Here is a 24146-nt window from a genome sequence, read left to right as displayed (position 1 = left end):
CATTATTTGAGCACGACGCAATAACTGCGGGAGCTGGCTTGCCAGCGATGGCGATAGTTGCCTCACCACAAACCCTCGGACCAGCCACAAAAAATTCAAATCACAATCGCGAGTGCACCCACTCCGCCACTTGCGCATGAATCCCTTCCACCTCGCTTAACAACCCCGCCATACGCAAAAAGTCATGGGTCATGCCTGGCTGTTCCAGCAACGTCACGTCATTACCCGCAGCCTGCAAACGCTCGGCATAGGCCAGGCCTTCGTCATGCAACGGATCATGCCCGGCCAAGTACACCAGTGCCGGCGCCACGCCTGACAAATCGTCGGCCAGCAACGGCGAACAGCGCCAGTCCGCCAGGTCCTGCGGGGTACGTCCGTAGTGGGCGTAGAACCAGTCCAGCGTCGGGGTTTCCAGCAAATACCCCTCGGCAAAATCCCGGTGCGAAGCGCGGTGAATCGTAGCGTCGGTGACCGGATACACCAGCACCTGCGCCTTGGGTTTCAACGCCAGTTCCTGAGGTTCACGCACGGCGATGATCGACAACACCGTGGCCAGCGTCGCGCCGACACTGTCTCCGGCCAACGCCACCCGCGTAGCATCCAAACCATGGGCCGCACCCTCACGGACGAGCCAGTTGCCCGCATCGCAGGCATCCTGCACTGGCGTCGGGAAACGCCACTCCGGCGCCAGACGATAATCCACCGTCAACAAGGCGAAACCACCCTGCGCCGCGAGCCGTCGGCACAGCGCATCGTGGGAATCGAGGCTGCCAACCACATAGCCGCCGCCATGGAAATACAGCATCACCGGTTGCAGTCCTTCGACCGCTTGGCCGTCGCGATACAACCGCGCTGGCAGGTTATGACCATCCCGCGCGGCAATGGAGAAGTCCTCACAGGCGATGTGCTCCAGCGGCACATCGAGAAAACCCGAAGCCGCTTCGAAGTCGATCCGCGCCTGTTGCGGCGTCTGTTCGTGCATCGGGCGACTTTTGCCGGTCAGGCGGCCGAACTCGGCGAGTTCGAGAAAAGCTTCCAGTTCTGGCAACACGGCCATGGGGCGAATCCTTTTACACAAAGAGGTCAATAATCGGGCAAGACAGTTACGAGCGACGAACATGTGGCGAGGGAGCTTGCTCCCGCTGGGCTGCGAAGCGGCCCCAAAAGAGGGATTGCTGCGCAATCCAGCGGGAGCAAGCTCCCTCGCCACAATTTTTATGCATTGACCATGCGGCGTTCCAACAAGTCTTCCAACTGATCCAGCAACTCATCACCCCGCAGCAATTCGTAATGCCCGCCCCCCAACAACCGATCAACGCCGTGGCTGCTGTCCTGAGCTTCGAACACTCGACGCTCATCCTCGCGCCCGGCCACCCACCAACGATGCGCCGCGACCTGAGTCTTCGGCAGTTGCCGTTGCGCCAGGGCAAGCTGTTTGAGCGCTGAACCGGTGGCAAAGATCTGCGTCAGCTCACTCGCCCCCAACGCCGCGTGGCCATTGGAACCGTGCATGGCCGCCTCGATCACCGCAGCGGCACCGTCGCGCTCGTTCAGGCCTGCGGCCTTCAAGGCAATCAATGCCTGTGCTTCTTCAGACGGATGACCGAGGACAAACTTCAGGAAGTCCGCCAAATCTTCGCGCCAGTCCCCCGCTTCCGCCGTGCCGGCCACATAGCTGTCGACCAGTCCGGCAAACGCGACGGTCTGGCCCTGGCTTTCCAGTTCATGGGCGACCAGTTGCGTCAACGCGCCACCCAACGACCAGCCGAGCAGGTAATACGGCCCTTCAGGCTGCTGCGCGCGAATCCGCTGCGCGTAGGCCTGAGCCATGGCCAGCAGTGATTGATCCTGCCACTGCGGATCGAGCAGCATCCGGCATTGCAAACCATAAACCGTGCGCCGTCCTTCCAGACGCCGGGCCAGCGGTTCGTAGTCAAACACCGTGCCGAAACCGGCGTGCAGGCAAAACAGCGCCGGCGCGTTCGCAACCCGGCCATTCAACGCCAGCAGCGGGTCCGGCGCTTTCGCCGCTTCCATCGCCTGATAGCCACTGAGTTCGGCAATGCAGGGTTTCTGCATCAGGTCGCGCAGTTTTAATTCGAAGCCGAGCTGCGGCTGGCTGCGCACCCGCGAGATGACTTTGAGCACCTGCAACGAGTCGCCGCCGAGTTCGAAGAAGTTGTCGTCGATGCCCACTTGCGGCACGCCGAGCACCTCTTGCCAGATCGCAGTCAACGCAGTTTCCAGTGCATTGCGCGGCGCGCGATAACCGCCTAGTGCCCATTCCGGCTCCGGCAGCGCACGACGATCGAGCTTGCCGTTGGCCGACAGCGGGAAGCGTTCCAGCACCAGGATTCGCGCCGGCACCATGTAATCCGGCAGTTGTGCTTGCAGCTCGGATTTCAAGCGGCGATCAACCCCGATGGCACCAGCGGCCACCACATAACCGACCAATTGCTTGCCGGTCGGCGTGTCATGCACCACCACCGCGGCGTCCTGCACACCGGCGCAGTCGCGCAGGCGCGCTTCGATTTCACCCAGTTCGATGCGGAAACCACGGATCTTCACTTGCTGGTCGAGACGCCCCAGGTAGTCGATCAAACCGCATTCACGCTGGCGCACCAGGTCGCCGGTGCGGTACATGCGGCCACCGGCCTCGAACGGATCGGGAATGAACCGTTCGGCGCTCATACCCGGACGCTGGTGATACCCACGGGCCAGGCATTCGCCGCCCAGGTACAACTCGCCGCTGACACCGACCGGCAAGGGATTGAGGTCGGCATCCAGCACGTACAAGCCGCGCCCCGCTACGCCACGGCCAATCGGCGCATAAGCGGCGTCGCAGGTTTCGCTGGACTCGGCACGCCACAACAGCGGCGTGACCACGGTTTCGGTCGGGCCGTAACCGTTGACCAGTCGCTGCGGACGCAAGGTGCGTTTGACCTGTTCGAAACTGGCCTCCGGCACCGCATCGCCGCCAAAGCAATACACCTCGACCGCCGGCGGATTGCCCAGGCGCTCGGCCACTTCCGCCATCTGTTGCAGATATGCCGGCGGGAAACACGCCACGGTGACGCAGTGACGATGCAGCACTTGCAGGGTCTGTTCCGGGGTCCACAGGCTGTCATCGCGGATCACCAGACTGCCGCCGGCCAGCATTACGCTCAACCAGCGTTCCTGGGCACCGTCGAAGGCGAACGACATGAAGTGCAGTTCGCGGCTACGTGGCGCCAATTCATAGAGGTCGATAATGCCGCGGCAATGCCGGGTAATCGGACCGCGCGCCACGGCCACGCCTTTCGGCTGGCCGGTGGAACCGGAGGTGTAGATCAGGTACGCCAGATGATCCGCCAATGGCTGGATCACCGGGCACTGGGCGTTATCAGCCATGCTCAACTGATCGAGCACCAGGCGGGGCACGCTGTCGGCCAGGGTCAGCCGCTCGCCCAAATCGCTGTCGCAGATCAACAGGCTGGCAGCCGAATCGCTGAGCATGAACGCCAGGCGCTCAGCCGGATAAGCCAGGTCCAGCGGCAGATACGCCGCGCCAGCTTTAAGTACCGCGAGGAACGCAACAATGGTCCGCTCGGAACGCGGCAGCGCCACCGCCACCAGACTTTCCGCGCCGATGCCGCGCGCGACCAGCTGCTGCGCCAGTCCATTGGCCTGCACTTCCAGCTGTGCATAACTGACTTCCCGGTCCTCACAGAACAAGGCGATTTTCTGCGGTTGCGTGCGCACATGTTGATTGAAGCTATGGAGCAAATCGCTGCTGTCTTCTGAAGGTTGCGGCAGGCTGACCTGCGCCTCGGGCAAACCAATGTTGCCGAGCAGACAAGCCGCGTCCTGCGGCAACGCACGCAGCAAGCCTTCGAGTTGCGCACGAATCCGCTGCACTTCCACGTCACTGAAGCGATCACGCAGGAACAGGTACTCGACCTCCAGGCCTTGGTCGTTGGCGCTGACCATCAAGTCCATCGGGAAGTTGGTCACCCCGCCGCTGCCGACTTCGGCAAAGCGCAGCTCACCTTCCTCGCCACCGCGCAAGGCACGGTCCACCGGATGGTTTTCGAAGACGATGATGCTGTCGAACAAGCCCTGGCCACCCTGCCCGGCCCAGCGCTGGATGTCCGAGAGTGGCGTGTGCTCATAGTCACGGACCATCAGGTTGTAATCCTGCAACTCGCGCAACCACTCGCCCAATGGCTGTTGCGGGTCGAGGGTCTGGATCACCGGCAGGGTGTTGATGAACAGGCCCAGCATGTCCTGCGCACCGGCCAGCCCGGTCGGACGCCCCGCCACCGTGGCGCCAAACGCAACGCTGCGCTGACCACTGTGGCGTTGCAGCAGTAACAGCCAGGCGCCTTGCACCAGGGTGTTGAGGGTGATGCGTTGACGCTTGGCGAAGCTGTGCAGTTTGCGTGTCGCCTCGCTGTCGAGGTTGCTGTACATCACGCCGTGGCCGGAACCTGCGGCGCCCGACGCCTTGGCCAGAATGGTCGGCGTTTCGAGCACGGACAGACGCTCGCGCCAAAACCCTTCCGCCTGCGCACCGTCCTGACGTTGCAGCCAGGCGATGTAGTCGGCATAGCGACCGGTCAGGGCCGGCAGGCTGTCGTGGTGGTACAGGCGCAGCATGTCGCCCAGCAAACGCGAAGCACTCCAGCCGTCCAGCAACAGGTGATGGTAGATCCAGATCATCTGGTAGCGATCTTCGCCCAGACGCACCAGCACAAAGCGCATCAGCGGCGGGCAGCTCAGGTCGAAACCCTTGAGCTGCTCGGCAGCCGCCAATTCGTTCAATGCCTGCTCGGTGTCACTGCGGTCACGCCAGTCGAACTCTTCGATCGGCAACTCCACCGCGGCGAACACCGCTTGCAGCGGATCAGCCAGACCATCGCGCCAGCGGAACGCCGCGCGCAGCACTTCATGGCGCTCGATCAACGCTTGCCACGCCGCGCGGAAACGCGGTACCTGCAAACCTTCCACCGCCACGCTCAACTGGTTGACGTAGGGATTGAGCTCCGGTGAATCGAGGCAGTGGAACAACATGCCTTGCTGCATCGGCGACAGCGGATACAGGTCTTGCAGCCCTTCGCGGGCGGCGACGTCGATGTGCGGCACCAGCGAAAAGGCCTCGACCTTCGGCGCTTCGATCAGCACAGCTTCACGGCTGCTCGCCACAGCGGCCAAGGCACGAATGGTTTGCTGCTCGAACAATTGCTTCGGACTGAACACCAATCCACGTTGCCCGGCGCGACTCACCGCTTGCAGGGAGATGATCGAGTCACCGCCCAGCTCGAAGAAGTTCTCGGTGACACCTACTGAATCCAGGCCCAGCAGTTCCTGCCAGATCTCCACCAACAACGCTTCGGCCGGCGACGCGGCGGCAACTTGATCATGGCTCTGGCGCGACGCTTCCGGCGCCGGCAGCCCCTGGCGATCAAGCTTGCCGTTCGGCGTCAGCGGCAATGCAGCCAGAGACATCAAGTGCGCCGGCAGCATGTGCGCCGGAAGACGGCTGCGCAGGTGCGCCGTCAGCGCGTCACGTAACGCCTGCTCATCAGCCAGCGGATCGCGCGGCACCACATAACCGACCAACTGCCGGCTCACCGGACCGTCGCGATCGATCACAAAGGCTTCACGCACGCCTTCGTGCTCCATCAGGCAGGCTTCGATTTCGCCCAGTTCAATGCGGAAACCGCGAATCTTCACTTGCTGGTCAATACGACCGAGGTACTCGACGACGCCGTCGGCACGGAATCGCGCGAGGTCGCCACTGCGGTACAAACGCGCGCCCGGCACGAACGGGTCTGGCACAAAGCGTTCAGCAGTGAGGTCTGGACGTTGGTGATATCCACGGGCGACACCCTCGCCGCCCAGGTACAACTCACCCGCCACGCCGACCGGCAACGGCTGCAAACCGCCGTCCAGAATATAGGCGCTGCGGTTGCCGACCGGCCGGCCAATCGGCATGAACGCCGAGTCGAATTCGGTCTCCGGATACGCCAGCCAGATCAGCGGCGTGATCACCGTTTCGGTTGGGCCATAGCCGTTGATCAGACGCTTGGGTTGCAAGACTTGCTGCACCTCGTCGAACGCATGCTTGGCCATGCCTTCACCGCACGGCGTGTAGGAACGGATCGGCAGATCACGCCCCGCTTCGCCCATGAAATCGGCGATCTGCGCCAGGTAGCTCGGGGTGAAACAGGCGATGGTGATGCCGTGTTTTTCGATCTCGAAGCAGGTGCGCTCCACGCTCCACAATTCATCGTCGCGGGGCATCACCGCCGAACCGAATACCAACGGCGTCAACCAGCGCTCGTGGGCGCCGTCGAAGCTGATCGAGGCGAATTGCAGCTCGCGATCATCCGGGGTCATGCCGTACAACTCGCCAATCGACAGGCAATGCATGGCCAGCGGACCGTGGGCCACGCTGACGCCTTTGGGCCGGCCGGTGGAGCCCGAGGTGTAGATCAGATAAGCGAGGTTTTCCCCGCAAGTCAGATTGAGCGGATTGCTGTCCGCCATCGACGCCAGCGGTTCACGGTCGATTTCCAGCACCGCCAACCCTTCCGGCAACGGCAGTTTTTCCCGCAACCACGATTGGCTGATCAGCAGTGAGATTCCGCTGTCTTCCATCAGATAACGCAGGCGTTCGGCTGGATAGGCCGGGTCCAGCGGCACGTAGGCACCGCCAGCCTTGAGAATCGCCAGCAGGCCGATGATCATTTCTGGCGAACGCTGCATCGCCAGGCCGACCCGCACTTCCGGACCGATGCCCAGTGCGCGCAGGCGATGGGCCAATTGGTTGGCGCGGCGGTTGAGTTGGTCGAAGCTCAGTTCCAGGTCGTTGAAGATCAGCGCCGTGGCGTCCGGTCGGATGACGGCCTGGGCTTCGATCAACTGATGCACGCACAGCGGGTTTTGCGTCGTGGTGAACGGTGGGTTCCATTCCAGCAATTGCTGCGCACGTTCCGGTGCGGTCAGCAGGTCCAGTTGACTCAAGGCCGCCTGTGGCGCGGCCACCATCGCCGCCAGCAACGCCGCCAGATGTTCGCTCATGCGCGCAATGGCTTTGCCGCTAAAGTGAGCACACTGGTAGCTCCAGTTGATACTGAGTTGGCCTTCAGCAGTGGCGGCCAGGGTCAACGGGAAGTTAGTGCGTTCATGGTTTTGCGGGATCGAGAAGCTCAACCCGGCCGGCGCGCCCTGCTGTAACGCTTCGGCCACCGGGAAGTTTTCGAACACCAGCAGGCTGTCGAACAGCGGCTCACCGGCTCGCCCGGCCCAGCGCTGAATATCCCCCAGCGCGGTGAATTCGTGTTCGCGCAGCTCCAGGTTCTGCACCTGCAAACGGCTCAACCATTGCTCGACGCTTTCAATAGCGTCCGGGCTGCTGATCACCGGCAAGGTGTTGATGAACAGACCGAGCTGACTTTCGGCCCCGGGCAAATCCACCGGACGCCCCGCCACTGTCGCGCCAAACGCCACGCTGAGTTGGCCGCTGTAGCGTTGCAGCAGCAGTGCCCAGGCACCTTGGACCAACGTGTTGAGCGTCACTTTTTGCTGGCGGGCAAAGTCGCTGAAGCGTTGGCTGGTGGCGACGTCGAAGGTCTGGCGGTGGTCGGCAAACGCCTCGTTCGAGCGGTTTTTGCTGTCGCCATGGGCGAGGCTCTGGGCCAACAGCGTCGGGTTGTCCAGCGTCGCCAGTTGCTCGCGCCAGAAGATCTCGTCGGCGTGGGCATCCTGGCGTTGCAGCCAACCGATGTAGTCGGCGAAACACCCGATCGGCGCCGGAACCTCTTGCCCGGCATAACGTTGCAGGACTTCGCTCAACAGCAGCGAGTTGCTCCAGCCATCGAGCAACAGGTGATGGTGGGTGTAGATCAGTTGCTGACTCTCATCGTCCAGACGCACCAGCGTGAGCCGCATCAACGGCGCTTTAGTCGAATCCAGTTGCAGGCGTTCGCTGTCGATCAGTTGCGCCAGGGCTTCGGCCTGATCGTCACGACCACGCCAGTCGAGGCAGGTCATCGGCAATTGCAGGTGACGATGGACCAATTGCACCGGCGCTTCGAAACCTTCCGGGAAGTGGAAGCTGCTACGCAGGATCGCGTGGCTGTCGAGTACCGCTTGCCAGGCGCGGCCCAGGCGTTCGGCGTCGAGACCGCGAGCCTCGACGCTGAGTTGGTTCACATAGGCGCCGGAGTCAGTCTCATACAGGCTGTGGAACAACAGACCGGCCTGCATCGGCGACAGCGGATACAGATCCTCGATCTGCGCCGGTGGCACTGGCAAGCCATCGAGTTGCGCCTGAGTCAGTCGGGCCAGCGGGAAGTCCGCCAGGGTCACGCCGCCCGCGCCGTCGCTCAGGCAATGCTCGATCAGCGCCAGCAATTCGGCGCGGAAATCCGCAGCCAGGGTTTCGATTTCGCGACAGTCGAAGCATTCGCGGCTGAAGGTCCAGTCGAGTTTCAGTTCGCCGCCATAGACCTGACCGTCCACCGACAGCCAGTTCGGCAAGGGCGCATCCGCCGATTGCGCGGCGCCGCTGGATTCCTTCGCGGGCGTGAACAAGGCGTCTTCGGCAAAGCTCTGATCGAACTGACCCAGATAGTTGAACGTCACTCGCGCCTGAGGGAGCGCGGCCAATGCCGCTTGGGTTTCGGTGTCCCCCATGTAGCGCAACAGGCCATAGCCCAGGCCTTTGCCGGGGATTTCGCGCAGTTGCTGTTTGATCGCTTTGATCGAACCGGCGAAGTCGGCGGTCGGTGTCAGGCGCACCGGGAACAGGCTGGAGAACCAGCCAACGGTGCGGGTCAGGTCGATGTCATCGAACAACTCTTCACGACCGTGGCCTTCGAGCTGGATCAGTGCCGATTCGCTACCGGTCCAGCGGCTGAGGGTTCGGGCCAATGCGGTCAGCAGCAGGTCGTTGACCTGGGTGCGATAGATCGCCGGCGCCTGTTGCAGCAATTGGCGGGTCTGTTCGCGATCCAGACCGATGCTGACGCCTTGGCGCAGATGCCCGGCCTGACTGGCTTGTGCGTTGGCCGCTGGCAGCGAATCATCGGCACCGGCCAGTTGCGCTTGCCACCAGCTCAGTTCGTCAGCGGCGGTAGCGGAGCGTGCGTAGGTATCGAGTTTGTCCGCCCAAGCCTGGAAGGCGCTGGTTTTCGGCGGCAGTTCTTCACCCTGATATGCGGCCTGCAAATCTTCCAGCAGCACGCGCCACGAAACACCGTCCACCGCCAAGTGGTGGATCACCAGCAGCAAACGCTGCGAGCCATCGGCCTGGGCGATCAACGCCACGCGCAACAACGGCCCGTCTTGCAGACTGAGGCTGCGCTGAGCTTCATCACACACCGATTCCAGCGAGGCTTCGTTGGCCACGCGAGCGGTCCAGAGCATGTCGATGACATCGGCACTGTCCGCGCCGACATAGCGCGCCGACCATTGGCCATCTACCAGACTGAAGCGCAAGCGCAACGCGTCATGCTGTTTGAGCACACGTTGCAGCGCCGATTGCAGACGCGGCAAATCGAGAGTTTCCCGTGGTGTCAGCAACACCGCCTGGTTCCAGTGGGCGCGTTGCGGGATCGGCTCGTCGAAGAACCAGCGCTGGATCGGCGTGAGCTTCTGCACGCCGTCCACCGGCCCCTGTTGCGCCAGCGGTGCCGCTTGCTCTTTGACCACCGCAGCCAGTGCTTGCAAGGTCTGCTGCTGGAACAGGTCACGCGGTTGCAGGCTCAACCCGGCGCGACGGGCACGGCTGACCACCTGAATGGAAATGATCGAGTCGCCGCCCAGTTCGAAGAAGTTGTCCTGGCGCCCAACCTGCACCACACCCAACACGTCCTGCCAGATCTGCGCCAGCACCTGTTCGTGTTCGCTGCGCGGCGCTTCGAAGGCGCGCTGGCTGATCTGTGCGGTCGGCGCCGGCAGGCGTTTGCGCTCGAGTTTGCCGTTGGGGCTCAGGGGCATTTGCTCGATCAGCACGGTCTGCGCCGGCACCATGTAATCGGGCAGGCTGCCGAGCAAATGGCTCTTCAGGGTTTCACGCCATGCGCCTTGCTGCTCGGCATCGGCGCCGATCAATGCACGGTCCTGCGGCACGATGTAGGCCACCAGTTGTTTGCCACCCGGGCCGTCGAGGGCCAGCACCACGGCTTCCTGCACCTCGGCATGTTCTTGCAGACGCGCTTCGATTTCCCCCAGTTCGATGCGCAAGCCGCGAATCTTCACTTGATGGTCGATGCGTCCGCAGTAGTCGATGGCGCCATCGGCGCGGTAGCGCGCCAGGTCACCGGTGCGGTACAGACGCTCGCCGCTGCCGAACGGGTCGACCACGAATCGCTCGGCAGTTAGCGCGCCACGACGGTGGTAACCACGGGCCAGGCCGACGCCGCCGAGGTACAACTCGCCCACCGCGCCCAGTGGCAACGGTTGCAGTTCGCTGTCGAGGATGCAGGTGCGCAGGTTGGCGATCGGGCGACCGATCGACACGCTGTCGCGGCCCTCTTCGACGCAGGTCCAATGGGTGACGTCGATGGCCGCTTCGGTCGGGCCGTAGAGGTTGTAGAGATTGGCTTGCGGCAGACTGCGCAGGGTCTGGCGTTGCAGCTCCATTGGCAGTGCTTCACCACTACAAATGATCCGCGTCAGCGAGGTGCAGGCCAGCGCTTCGTCAGCGCCGATGAACGCCGAGAGCATCGATGGCACGAAGTGCAACGTGGTGATCGACTGCTCGACGATCAACGCGGCGAGGCGTTGCGGGTCGCGATGCTCGCCCGGTGCGGCGATCACCAACGTGGCGCCTTTCATCAGTGGCCAGAAAAACTCCCACACCGACACGTCGAAACTGAACGGCGTTTTTTGCAGCACGCGGTCACTCGGCAGCAGGTTGTAGGCTTGCTGCATCCACTCCAGACGGTTATGCAGCGCCACATGGCGGTTGCCCGCGCCCTTGGGTTTACCGGTGGAGCCGGAGGTGTAGATCACGTAGGCGAGGTTTTCTGCGACCGCAACGTTTGGCAGGTCGGTGCCCGGCAGATCGTTCAGCCAATCGACGTCACGGTGCAAGCACAAGGTGCGCACGTGGTCCGGGGTCGGCAACTGGGCGAGCAGGTGCTCCTGGGTCAGCAACAGCGAAATGCCGCTGTCTTCGATCATGTAGCTCAGGCGATCGAGCGGGTATTCCGGGTCCAGCGGCACGTAGGCGCCACCGGCCTTGAGGATGGCCAGCAGGCCGGCGACCATTTCAAACGAACGGTCGCAGGCAATGCCGACGATCACTTCCGGGCCGACACCCTGGGCGCGCAAATGATGGGCCAGGCGGTTGGCGCGCTGGTTCAGTTCGGCATAGCTCAGGCGCTTGCCCTTGAACACCAGTGCCGTGGCCTCAGGATTTTCAATCACCCGCTCTTCGAAATGCCGCTGCACGCAGACTTCGCCCGGATAGCGCGTGGCGGTGTTGTTGAGGTCGTCGAGGATGCGCAGGCACTCGTCGGCATCCAGCAGCGGCAATTCGGCCAGCGGGGTTTGCGGGTTTGCCAGTATTCCGGCCAGCAGGTTGCGCCAATGTTTAGCGAGCAGCTCGATACGCTCGGCGTCGAACAAATCGGTGGCGTAGGTCAGGCTGGCGAACAGTTTTTCGCCCTCTTCCTGGGTATCCAGTTGCAGGTCGTATTGGGTGGTGTGCGCCGTGGCGTTCAACGCTTCAACACGAAGGCCCGCCAACAAACCGCTGACCGCGGCGGGTTTGGCCTGCTGATGGTTGAACATCACCTGGAACAACGGGCTGTGGCTCAGGCTGCGCTCGCCTTGCAACGCCTGCACCAGACGCTCGAACGGCAGGTCCTGATAATCCTGGGCATCCAGCGAAGCGGCGCGGGTTTGCTCAAGCAACTGACTGAACGGCAGACGCCCGTCCAGATGGGCACGCATCACCTGGGTGTTCACGAAGAAGCCAATCAGTCCACGGGTTTCGGCGCGATTGCGATTGCCGATGGGCACGCCGATGCGCAGGTCGGACTGGCCGCTGTAGCGATAGAGCAAGGCCTGAAAGCTCGCCAGCAACAGCATGAACGGTGTGACGCCGTGCTGTTTGGCCAGGCTCATCAAGCCGCTGGCAACGTTGGCATCAAGGGCGAAATCCAGACGCGCACCGCGCTGGCTCGGTTGTGCCGGACGCGGGCGATCTGTCGGCAACTCCAGCAGCGTTTGTTCGCTGCCGAGTTTGTCGCGCCACCAGTTGAGTTGACGCTCCAGCTCCCCCGTTTCCATCCAGCGACGTTGCCACGCGGCGTAGTCCGAATACTGGATCGGCAACGCTTCCAGTACCGCGCTCTGCCCTTGGCAATGAGCGGCGTAGAGCCGGGAAAACTCCTCCACCAAAACGCCCATCGACCAGCCGTCGGTGACGATGTGGTGCAGGGTCAGCACCAGAACATGGTCCTCAGCGCCCAGTTGCAACAGGCTGATGCGCAACAGCGGGCCGTGTTGCAGATCGAACGGCCGGGCGATTTGCTGCTCGACTTTTCTCATCGCCAGTTCGAGGCGCTGCGCCTCGGGCTCGGTGCGTAAATCATGCTGTTCGATGGGCAGCGTGGTGAACGTCGCCAACGCCTGCATGACTTGGCCGTCGTCCTCGACGAAACGGCTGCGCAAACTCTGATGCCGCTCCAACAACACATCGAAACTCTGCTGCAACGCCGCGATATTCAGCGGCCCGTGCAGACGCAGGGCTGCGGGAATGTTGTAGGCGTTGCTCTGCGGATCGAGCTGCCAGAGAAACCATTGGCGTTGTTGCGCGTAAGACAACTCGAAAGTCGCGTGTGACTCGGCGGCGGGCGGGATCGGCAGTTGGCCGAAGCTCACGCCCTGCTCTTGCATTTTTGTCAGAAACTCGCGGCGCTTGTCGGCAGGCAGGCCGGCGAAGCGGGTGGCGATACGCATGGCGGTGCTGTGTTCCATCAATTGATCTCCATCTCGTCGAGAAGCGACTCAAGCGCATCCAGACGTGCATCGTTGTCAGTCGGGGCGTGTTGCCCGGCCATGGCGGCGTAAGCCTGAAGGTCGGTGGATTCGAACAGCGCACGCAGCGGCAGCTCGATGCCCAAATCCAGCTCCACGCGGGCACTGGCCTGGGCGGCGAGCAACGAGTGCCCGCCCAATTCGAAGAAGTTGTCGTGCCGGCCGATCTGCGCCACTCCGAGCACGTCGGCCCAGATCGCTGCCAATTGCTGTTCGAGGTCGCCTTCGGGGGCTTCGAACGGTCGTTGCCAGTCTTCGGCATCCGGCAGCGGCAAGGCCTTACGGTCGAGCTTGCCGTTGCTGGTCAGCGGCAAGGCATCGAGCAACAGCCAGTGGCTCGGCACCATGTAATCCGGCAAGTCGACCTTGAGCGCAGCGCGCAGGTTGTCGCGCCAGCTGATCGGATCGTGCGGGGTCTGCTCGGCGACGAGGTACGCGCACAGCTGCGACCCGCCATCGCCCGCGTGCACGCTCAGCACCGCTTGACGCACGCCCGGTTGGGCCAGCAGCGCGGCTTCGATTTCGCCCAGTTCGATGCGAAAACCGCGGATCTTCACTTGTTGGTCGATGCGACCGAGATAGTCGATGCTGCCATCGGCACGCTGGCGCGCCAGGTCGCCGCTGCGATAGAGCCGTTGCCCGGCGTCGAACGGGCTCGGCACGAAACGTTCGGCAGTCAGACCGAAGCGCCCGTGATAACCCCGTGCCAGACCGGCACCGGCGATGTACAGCTCGCCCGCCACCCCCACCGGCACCGGTTGCAACTGGCTGTCGAGCAAATACCAGCGCAGGTCGCGGATCGGCAGGCCGATCGGGCTCTGCGCCTTGCCGTCGAGGTCGGCCAAACGAATCGCGCGGTAAGTCACGTGCACCGTGGTTTCGGTAATGCCGTACATGTTGACCAGGGTCGGTTGCTGGTCGCCGAAGCGTTCGAACCACGGCCGCAGGCTCGCCACTTCCAGCGCCTCGCCGCCGAAAATCACCTGCCGCAGTGCCAGATTATTTGGACTGGCGCAGGCAATCGGCAGCAGTTGGCGGAACGCCGTAGGCGTCTGGTTCAGCACCGTCACGCCTTCATCGCAGAGCAAGCGGTGAAACGCCTGCGGCTCGCGGCTGATGTAATACGGCACGATAACCAGACGCCCACCGGTGCACAGCGATCCGAACAGCTCCCACACCGAAAAATCGAAGGCGTAGGAATGGAACAGGGTCCAGACATCATCCGCGCCGAAGTGGAACTCGGCTGTCGTTGCAGTCAGCAGACGCCCCACGTTGCCATGGCTGAGCAACGCACCTTTTGGCCGACCGGTGGAACCGGAGGTGTAAATCACGTAGGCGAGGCTGTCCGCAGACGCCTGCGCCGGCAGGTTGTCGCTGCTGTAGGCGTCCAGTTGCAACGACTCCAGGCTCAGCACCTGCACGCCGTCGCGGGCCGGCAGACCGTCGATCAAATGTTGTTGGGTCAACAGCAGCGCAATGCCGCTGTCTTCGATCATGTAGCTCAAACGTTCGGCCGGGTATTGCGGATCGAGCGGCACATAAGCGCCTCCAGCCTTGAGAATCGCCAGCAAGCCAACCACCAGCGGCATCGTCCGCTCGGTGGCAATGCCAACCCGCACTTCCGGACCAACGCCCTGCTCGCGCAGTTTGCGCGCCAGGCGGTTGGCCTGGGCGTTGAGCGCGGCGTAGCTCAGGTGCTCACCTTCACAGGACAGGGCGATGGTGTCCGGGCGTTGCGCGGCTTGGGCTTCGAATAGCTGATGCAAGGTTGGCGACTGTGGTTGCGACTCGAACGAAGGGTTCCAGTGCTGGATCAAATCTTCGTATTGCGGCGCTTGCAGCAACGGCAGTTCGGCAACGCGTTGCTGTGGATCGGCGACCACGGCACGCAGCAGATTCAGCCACTGCTCAGCGAAGCGCTGCATTGACGCTTCGTCGTACAGATCGGTGGCGTAGCTCAGGCTGGCGTCCAGTGCATCACCCTGCTCCTGGGTGTCGAGCACCAGATCGAATTGCGCGGTGTGTTGCTGCCAGAGCAGGCGTTCGACCTGCAGGTCGGCGACAGCACGCTCGACGCTGCCACCCAACTGTTGCTGATGGTTGTAGAGCACCTGGAACAACGGGCTGTGATTGAGGCTGCGGTCCGGCTGCAAGGCATCGACCAATTGCTCGAACGGCAAGTCCTGATGGGCCTGCGCACCCAACGCGACCTTTTTGACATGCTGCAACAACGTGCTGAAGGACTGCTGTCCATCGATCTCGGCACGCAGCACCTGGGTGTTGATGAAGAAGCCGATCAGGCCTTCGGTTTCGAGGCGCGAACGCCCGGCACTTGGCACGCCGACGCTGATACTCGATTGACCGCTCTGGCGATGCAGCAGCGTCTGGAAACTCGCCAACAACAGCATGAACAGCGTCACTTGCTGTTCCTGGGCACGCTCACGCAAACCAGCCAGCAACTCACGGTCGACGTTCAATGCCAGTGTTACACCGCGCTGACTGCGGCGCGCCGGGCGGGTCAGTTCACTCGGCAATTCGAGTGGTGCCTGGCTGCCATTCAGTTGTTCGCGCCACCACGCCAGTTGCCGCGCGCCCTCGCCCGCTTCCAGCCAGTCACGCTGCCAACGGGCGTAGTCGCTGTAATTCACCGGCAAGCCATTCAGGTTTGCAGCGTTACCTGCTACTGCAGCCTGATACAACGCGCTGAACTCATCGACCATGACCTGCATCGACCAGCCATCGGCGGCGATGTGGTGCACGGTGAGCACCAGCACATGGTCCTCGGCGCTGATTTGCAGCAGCAACACGCGCCACAGCGGGCCGTTGCGCAGGTCGAACGGATGGGCGATTTCTTCCGCCACGGCGCTGTTGATCGATGACTCGGCGACTGACCGCTCGTTCAGTTGCAGCGCCATTTCGCCGTGAACCAATGGACGCGCCTGCTGACCATCCTGCTCGAAGGTCGTGCGCAGGGTTTCGTGGCGGGCCCGCAACTGCGTGAACGCTGCGCGCAGGGCTTCGCGGTTCAGCGTGCCCTTGAGACGCAGCGCCGCCGGAATGTTGTAGGCCGAACTCTGCGGATCGAGTTGCCAGAGAATCCACTGGCGCTGCTGGGCGTAGGACAGGACTCGCGGTTGATCGGCCGCCGCACGTTGCAGCTCCGGTTGGCCGCTGGTTTCGGCCAGCGCCGCACGCTCGGCAAATTGCGCCAGGTTCGCGGCGGAAAACAGGCTGCTCACGGACAGCTCAAGTTGTAATTGCTGACGCACCCGGGAGATCACTTGCAGCACCAACAACGAGTGCCCGCCCAACTCGAAGAAATTGTCGGTGCGGCCCACTTGCTCGACCTGCAACACGCCTTGCCAGATCAGCGCCAGTTGCGTTTCCAGCCCTTGAGCCGGGGCCACGAAATCACGTTGTGCGTCGCCTGCTTCGGCACGGGGCAAGGCCCTGCGGTCGAGTTTGCCGTTGTTGTTCAGCGGCAGTTTGTCCAGCAGGATCAGGTGACTTGGCACCATGTATTCCGGCAGCGACTCACGCAAAACGGACTTGAGACCTTGCACATATTCAATCTGAGAACCCACCGCGCCGCTGGCCACGACATACGCCACCAGTTGCGTACCGTCCTGAGCGATGACCGCCGCTTCGCGCACGTTCTCCCGCGCTTGCAGGCAGGCTTCGATTTCACCCATCTCGATGCGGAAACCGCGAATCTTCACTTGATGGTCGATCCGCCCGACGTATTCCAGATTCCCATTGGGGTTGTAGCGCGCGAGGTCGCCGCTGCGGTACAGCCGCGAACCCGGCACGCGGGCGAACGGGTCCGGCAGAAAGCGTTCGGCAGTCAGCGCCGGACGGTCGAAATAGCTTTGCGCCAGGCAGGCCGGGGCGCCGATGCACAGTTCGCCGACGCCCTCGTTCGGCAGCAATTGCCCGGCCGAATCCAGCACATACAAGGCGCGGCCAGGGATGGCCCGACCGATAGGAATGCCGAACGCGTCGCTGGCATCTCGCAGTTGGCATTCATGCACGCTGGACACCACGGTCGCCTCAGTCGGGCCGTAGGTGTTGAGCAGTCGTACATGGCTCAAACCGGCCTGATGCCACAGGCGCAAACCTTCCACCGACATGGCTTCGCCACCGACGTGGACCTGACGCAGATTGCCGAGGCTTTGCACCGCACCGCTGGCACATTCACCGGCCAGCAGGAACCAGTACGCGGCAGGTAAGTCGGCCACCGTCACGCCCTGATCGACGATTTCTGCGGCCAGTCGGCCCACATCCCATAGATCATCGCCACGCATGATCAACGCCGCGCCGATGCACAACGCCGGGAAGCATTGCTCGACGAAGCCGTCGAAGCTGAAGGTTGCGAATTGCAATACGCAGTCGGCGGCTGACAACTTCGAGTAATCGGCGGCGCTCTGGCAGAACTCGCGCAGCGCACCATGGGCGATGGCCACGCCTTTGGGTTGGCCGGTGGAACCGGAGGTGTAGATGATGTAGGCGAGGTCTTCGGCAACCGCATGGTTTTGCGGATTGTTGTCCGGGTAACTGGTGTTGTCGTTAAGGCTGAGCCGCGTCAGATTCGTCGGTAACGGCATGTCTTCCAACAAACCGGACTCGCACAGCAGCACATCGATACGGCTGTCCTCGATCATGTAGGCCAGGCGTTCGGTCGGGTAATTCGGGTCCAGTGGTACATAGGCCGCGCCACTTTTCAGCACCGCGAGCAGGCTGACGATCAGTTGCGGGCCGCGACGCAGCGCCAGTCCGACACGTTTGCCGGGACCCGCACCGTTTTCGATCAAACGATGGGCGAGGCGGTTGGCCTCAGCATTCAACTGGCCGTAACTCAGCGACTGTCCGTCGACCTGCAACGCCAGTGCGTCCGGCGTGGCAGCGGCCTGAGCCGCGATTTGCTCGTGCACCAAAAGCGTTGTGGATAACTCAACCGGGGCCGGTTGGCTGATCGCAAGCACCGCGTTTTTGCCACCGAGCTCGAGTAATTCCAGGGAACCGAGTGCCGCATCTGGCGACGCCACCAATTGCGTCAGCAGATGCTGCAAATTGACCGACAACTGCGCGATCTGCGCGGCACTGAACCGCGCCGCGTCGTAGCTGAAATCCAGACCCAGACCTTCGCCCAGTTCAATGCCGAGTGTCAGCGGATAGTGCGTGCGCTCATGATTGTGCAGGTTGCTGAACGACAACCCGGCCGGCGCACCCTGCTTCAGCGCTTCGGCCACCGGGAAGTTTTCGAACACCAACAGGCTGTCGAACAGCGCCGAACTCCTCTTCTCAAATGCCTGCTGCCCCGCCCAACCCTGAATGTCGTACAGCGGCACGTGCTCGAACTCGCGCATGGCCAGGTTCAGCGCTTGCAACTCGCCGAGCCATTGGCTGACGGTCTGGTCCGGCTTCATCGCGCAGACCAGTGGCAGGGTGTTAATGAACAGGCCGAGCTGCTCCTCGATCCCCGGCAACGGTGCCGAACGCCCGGCGACGGTAGCGCCGAACACCACGCAATCCTGGCCGGTATAGCGTTGCAGCAACAGGCTCCACGCCGCTTGCAGCAAGGTGTTCAGGGTGACTTTCTGCTGACGGGCGAACTCGGCCAGACGCTGGGTCGTGCGACTGTCGAGGGCGACGCGGTATTCCTCGATACCCGAGGCGCCGACCGGTGGGCGCAAGGCTTCGGCCAGCAGCGTCGGTGCGTCCAACGGTGCCAGTGCGGTTCTCCAGAATTGCTCGCCCGCCGCTGCCGATTGCTTGTGCAACCAGCCCAGGTAATCGCGGTATTGCCCGGTCGGCGCCGGCAGCGACTGGCCGGCGGCGTAGTGCTGGATCACTTCGGCGAGCAACTGCGCGTTGCTCCAGCCGTCCATCAGGATGTGATGGCTGGTGTAGATCAGGTGCCAGTCCTGGGAGCCTTTGCGGACCAGTTTCAAGCGGAACAGTGGCGCGCTGCCCAAGGCAAATCCTTCGGCACGTTCGGCGTCGGCCAGTGCGTCGGTGTCGGTGGCTTCAAGCACTTGCAGCGGTAGCGTCACCTGACGGGCAATCGCCTGATGCGCGGTGTCGAGACCTTGCCAGTGAAAGCTGCTGCGCAGGATGTCGTGACGCTCAAGCGCAAACTGCCAGGCCTTGGCGAAACGTTCCGGGTCGAGGCCTTGAATGTCGAGGCGTAACTGGCTGATGTACGCGCCGACCTGCGGCTCATACAGGGTGTGGAACAACATGCCCTGCTGCATCGGCGACAGTGGATAGAGGTCTTCGAGGTTCGCAACGGCAACCGGCAATGCATCGAGTTGTACTTGGTTGATGCGCGCCAGCGGGAAGTCTGATGGCGTGGCCTGTGGCGCCTCGAGTGCGCAGCAATGTTCGATCAGCGCGTTGAGTTCTTGCACGTAATCGTCGGCAAGACGCTGGATGGTCGCGGTGTCGAACATCTCGCGGCTGAAACCCCAGCTCAGGGACAACTCGCCGCCGTAAACCTGGCCTTCGACCACCAGCCAGTTGCCCAGCGGTGCCGATGGATCCTGAGCCAAGCCGTTGCCTTCGGTGGACGGTGTGAACAAGGCGCCGTCGTCGAACTGCCGATCGAACTGCCCCAGATAGTTGAAGGTGATGCGCGGTTGCGGCAACGCGGCCAGTTCAGCGCGGGTTTGCGCAGTCCCGAGGTAACGCAGCGCGCCGTAGCCCAGGCCTTTGTCCGGCACGCTGCGCAGTTGCTCCTTGATGCTTTTGATCGAGTCGCTGACATCAGCCGCAGGCGTCAGGGTGACCGGGAACAGGCTGGTGAACCAACCCACGGTGCGGGTCAGGTCGATGTCATCGAACAGGTCTTCGCGGCCATGGCCTTCGAGCTGGATCAGCGAGCTGCCCTGCCCGCTCCAGCGGCAAACGGCGCGGGCCAATGCGGTCAGCAGCAGGTCGTTGACCTGGGTGCGATAGGCTGCCGGGGCTTGTTGCAGCAGCTTGCGGGTCTGTTCGGTGTCGAGTTTGAGTTCGAGTTTTTCCTCCAAGCGTTTTTCCAGCGCGCCGTTCGGACGCTCGCAGGGCAGATCTTTCGGTGCATCCTGCAATTGGGTCTGCCAATGACCAAGGCTGTTTTCAAACGCTGGAAGGTGGTCCTGCAAACGGGCAACCCAGCGCTGATAGCTGCTGGTTTTCGCCGCCGCATCGCCGCCGTTGTAGAACCGCTGAAGATCCTCCAGCAGCACGCGCCACGACACGCCATCCACTGCCAAATGGTGAACCACCAACAGCAAGCGCTCGCTGCCGTCGGCCATGGCAATAAACAGAGCGCGGATCAGCGGGCCGTTCTGAAGGTCGAGACTGCCCTGGCCTTCATCGCACAAGGCGTTGAGTTCTTCTACCGACTGCGCCTGACGCTGCCACAGCACCGAGTCGGTGGTCGGCGCCGCATAGGCTTGCTGCCAGCCGCTGGCGGTCTGCTGGTAACGCAGGCGCAAGCTGTCGTGGTGGGTCAACAGTTGCTCCAGGGCACGTTCCAGCGCCGCGCCGTTCAACGGCTCACGCGGCACCAGCAGCAGCGACTGGTTCCAGTGCTGACGCTGCGGGATGTCCTGTTCGAAGAACCACTGCTGCACGGGCGCCAATGCCACCGTTCCCACCGCCGGACCTTGGTCGATCAGTTGCTGCTCACCGCTACGAGCCGCTTGGGCAAGACTGCGGATAGTCTGGTGCTGGAACAGGTCCTTGGGGCTCAACACGATCCCGGCCTGGCGGGCGCGGCTGACCACTTGCATCGACACGATGGAGTCGCCGCCCAGCTCGAAGAAGTTGTCTTCGAGGCCGACGTTGTTGATGGCCAGCACGTCCTGCCAGATCGCCGCGAGGGACTTTTCCAGAACGCTGTGCGGTGCGATGTGTTCGCGCTTTTGCTGTGTGCCGTCAACGGCTGGCAAGGCCTTGCGGTCGAGCTTGCCGTTGGGGGTCAGCGGCAATTCTGCGAGGAACAGCAGGAACGCCGGGACCATGTAATCTGGCAGGTGCTGGCGCAACGCTGTTTTCAGGGATTCGCGCAGGGTTGCTTGCGCGTCGGTGTCGCCCAACAATGCCGGCTCGCTCGGCACGATATAGGCCACCAGTTGCTGACCATTGGCGCCGTCCTGGGCGAGTACAGCCAGTTCGCGCACAGCCTCTTGCTGCAACAGCCGCGCTTCGATTTCGCCCAGCTCGATACGGAAGCCGCGCACCTTGACCTGATGGTCGATGCGCCCGACGTATTGCAGCGTGCCGTCGACCTGATAACGGGTCAGGTCACCGGTGCGGTACAGGCGTTCGCCGTTGCTGGCGAACGGGTTGGGCACGTATTTTTCGGCGGTCAGACTCGGGCGCGCCAGGTAGCCGCGAGTGATGCCGGCGCCGCTCAGGTACAGCTCGGCGGAAACGCCTTGCGGTACGGGTTGCAGGTCGGCATCGAGCAGGTAGCTGGCGGTATGCTTCAGCGGGCGACCGATGTTGGCGCGGCCCCCGGCTTCGCGACGGGTCCAGGTCGAATAGGTGGTGTCTTCCGATGGGCCGTACAGGTCGTAGACGTGTTCGACGGTCGGCTGCTGGTACAGCGCCTCCACCAGGCTTTGTTTGAGCGGTTCACCGGCGAGGTTGATGATGCGTACGCTTGGCGGGATTTGCCCGTCCCGTTGCAAGGCGTTGATCGCCGACGGCACGGTGTTGATCAGGCGCACCTGATCTCGCGCCGGCAGTAGCGGCAACTCCAGGGCGTTGCGGGCGATGATCAGCGAGCCGCCGTTGGCCAGGGTGACGAACAGCTCCCACACCGACAGGTCGAAGCACACTGAAGTCGAGGCCAACACACCCTGGATGTCGTCGCGGCTGTAGACCGATTTCGACCAGTCGATCAGCGCCAGCACGTTGCGGTGGGCGATGGCCACGCCCTTGGGCTTGCCGGTGGAGCCGGAGGTGTAGATGACGTAGGCCAGGTTATCCGGCGAGACGCGGGTGACAGGGGCGCTGGATGGGTGAGCGGCCAGCCACTCGGTGTCGTCCATCAGCAGCACTTGGGTGTCGGCGGTCACGTTCAATGTCGCGGCGACATCGTGTTCAGTCAGCAACACCAAAGCGCGGCTGTCTTCCAGCATGTAGGCGACGCGTTCGGCCGGGTAATCCGGGTCCAGCGGGACGTAAGCGCCACCGGCCTTGAGCACTGCCAGCAATGCCACAAGCAGATGTTCGGAACGCTGCATCGCCACGCCGACCCGGACTTCCGGGCCGACGCCGAGCTCGATCAGTTTGTGCGCCAGGCGATTGGCCTGCTGATCGAGTTCGTTGTAAGCGAGTTGCCGGGTGCCGAAGGTAACGGCCAGTGCGGTCGGGTTTGCGGCGACTTGTTGGGCAATCAATTGGTGAATGCACAAGTCCTGCGCGAAGCTTTCGTCAGCGCGATTCCACTCATGGACGATGCGCTGATATTCAGCCTGTTCCAGCAGTGGCAAATCGCTGATGCGCTGCTGCGAATCGTTGACCATGCCCTGCAACAGGTGCGTCCAGTGTTGCGCCATGCGTGTGATGGTCGCGGCGTCGAACAAGTCGTTGGCGTAAGTCAGCGCGGCGTGCAACTTGCCGCCCTTCTCGTAGGTATCGAGAGTCAGGTCGAACTGGGTGGTGCGTCCTTGCCACTCGATCACGCCTAACGCCAGGCCGGACTTTGTCGTGACGGTGGAAATGTCCGCCACTTGCGGCTGGTGGTTGTACATCACCTGGAACAGCGGTGTGTGGCTGAGGCTGCGTTCCAGTTTCAAGGCCTCGACCAGACGCTCGAACGGCAGATCCTGATGGGCCTGGGCGCCGAGCGCAGTCTCCTTGATGGAACGCAGGAGATCATAGACGCGTGTCTGGCCGTCAAGCTTCGTGCGCAGCACTTGGGTGTTGACGAAGAAGCCGATCAGCCCTTCGATTTCGGCGTGATTGCGGTTGGCGATGGGCACGCCGACGCGGATGTCGGTCTGCCCGGTGTAGCGATGCATCAGCACATTGAAGGCGCCGAGTAGCAGCATGAACAGGGTGACGTTGTGTTTCTGAGCGGTGCTTCGCAGGTACTCGGCCAGTTGCGGCTCGACGGCGAATTCGTAGCGCGTGCCGCGATAGCTGGGCATCGCCGGGCGCGGATGATCGGTGGGCAATTCCAGCACCGGATGCTCGTCACCCAGTTGCGCCTGCCAGTAGTCAAGTTGCCGTGCCTGCTCGCCGGCCTCCAGCCAGCGCCGCTGCCACAAGGCGTAGTCGCTGTACTGGATCGGCAATGGCGCGAGTTGCGGTTGTGCGCCGGCATCGAAGGCGTCGTAGCAGCGGATGAATTCATCGATCAGCACGTTCATCGACCAGCCATCGGACACGATGTGATGCAAGGTCAACAGCAGCACGTGCTCCTGATCGTCGAGCTTGAGCAAAGTGACGCGCAGCATCGGGCCGGTGCCCAGATCGAATGGCAAGACCGATTGCTGCTCGGCGGCCCGGGCCACGGCCTGCTCGCGCTCGGTGGCCGGCAAGGTGCTGAAATCCGTATGGGCGATCACCAGCGGCTCGGTGGCCGGAACTTGCAGAAGCGTATCGTCGCCTTGACGCTGGAAAACGGTGCGCAAGGTTTCATGACGCGCCACCAGGCTGGCAAACGCCTGCTCCAGCGCTGGCAGATTCAGGCGACCGGTCAACCGCACCGCGCCGGGCAGGTTATAGGCGCCGCTTTGCGGGTCCAGTTGCCAGAGAAACCACATGCGCTGCTGGGCGTACGACAGCGCCTGGCGATCCTCGGCGTCGACGCTGGCAGGAATCGGAAACCGGGCGAAATCAACGCCCTCCTTGTGCAAGGCCGCAAGGAACATCTGGCGCTTTTCCAGGGGCAACCCGATAAACCGGCGAGCAAGTTTCAAGGAGTCTTCAGCATTCATTTCTGGGTATCCGGATCAGTGGCGGGAAGCACAAAGGCACGTCGTCCCTATAAAACGAATGCAGACCGGAAAAATTAGCGAATGAGAATAATTGTCAGGAGGGAAGAACACACTTTGTAGGAGCTGGCTTGCCAGCGATGGCGGCGGGTCAGGCACATCAAAGTCGCCTGT

Annotated in this window: 3 protein-coding genes; all 3 read right to left on the bottom strand. The window is 62.7% G+C overall.

Annotation, left to right across the window (positions count from 1 at the left end):
- Positions 1 to 100 precede the first annotated feature (100 nt).
- Entirely contained in the window at positions 101 to 1057 is a 957-nt protein-coding gene (locus NL64_RS17080) for an alpha/beta hydrolase (RefSeq protein ID WP_034149252.1), read from the bottom strand.
- Positions 1058 to 1215: 158 nt separating this feature from the next.
- Positions 1216 to 12978: a non-ribosomal peptide synthase/polyketide synthase gene (locus NL64_RS17075; RefSeq protein WP_034149251.1), complete on the bottom strand. Its 11763-nt coding sequence runs from the start codon at positions 12976 to 12978 to the stop codon at positions 1216 to 1218.
- Positions 12978 to 23975 (bottom strand): non-ribosomal peptide synthetase, encoded by a 10998-nt coding sequence (locus NL64_RS17070; protein ID WP_034149250.1) that lies wholly within the window; start codon positions 23973 to 23975, stop codon positions 12978 to 12980. The genes NL64_RS17075 and NL64_RS17070 overlap by 1 nt, the downstream gene beginning before the upstream one ends.
- Positions 23976 to 24146 lie beyond the last annotated feature (171 nt).

It is taken from the genome of Pseudomonas fluorescens (genome assembly GCF_000802965.1).
GTDB lineage: Bacteria > Pseudomonadota > Gammaproteobacteria > Pseudomonadales > Pseudomonadaceae > Aquipseudomonas > Aquipseudomonas fluorescens_A.
Note: the sequence above shows the minus strand (reverse complement) of the source record. Positions and strands in the feature narration are given on the sequence as shown.

Excerpts from the sequence above, each read along its gene's own strand:
- NL64_RS17075 (WP_034149251.1), bottom strand. The coding sequence starts at position 12,978 with ATGGAACACAGCACCGCCATGCGTATCGCCACCCGCTTCGCCGGCCTG.
- NL64_RS17070 (WP_034149250.1), bottom strand. The coding sequence starts at position 23,975 with ATGAATGCTGAAGACTCCTTGAAACTTGCTCGCCGGTTTATCGGGTTG.
- NL64_RS17080 (WP_034149252.1), bottom strand. The coding sequence starts at position 1,057 with ATGGCCGTGTTGCCAGAACTGGAAGCTTTTCTCGAACTCGCCGAGTTC.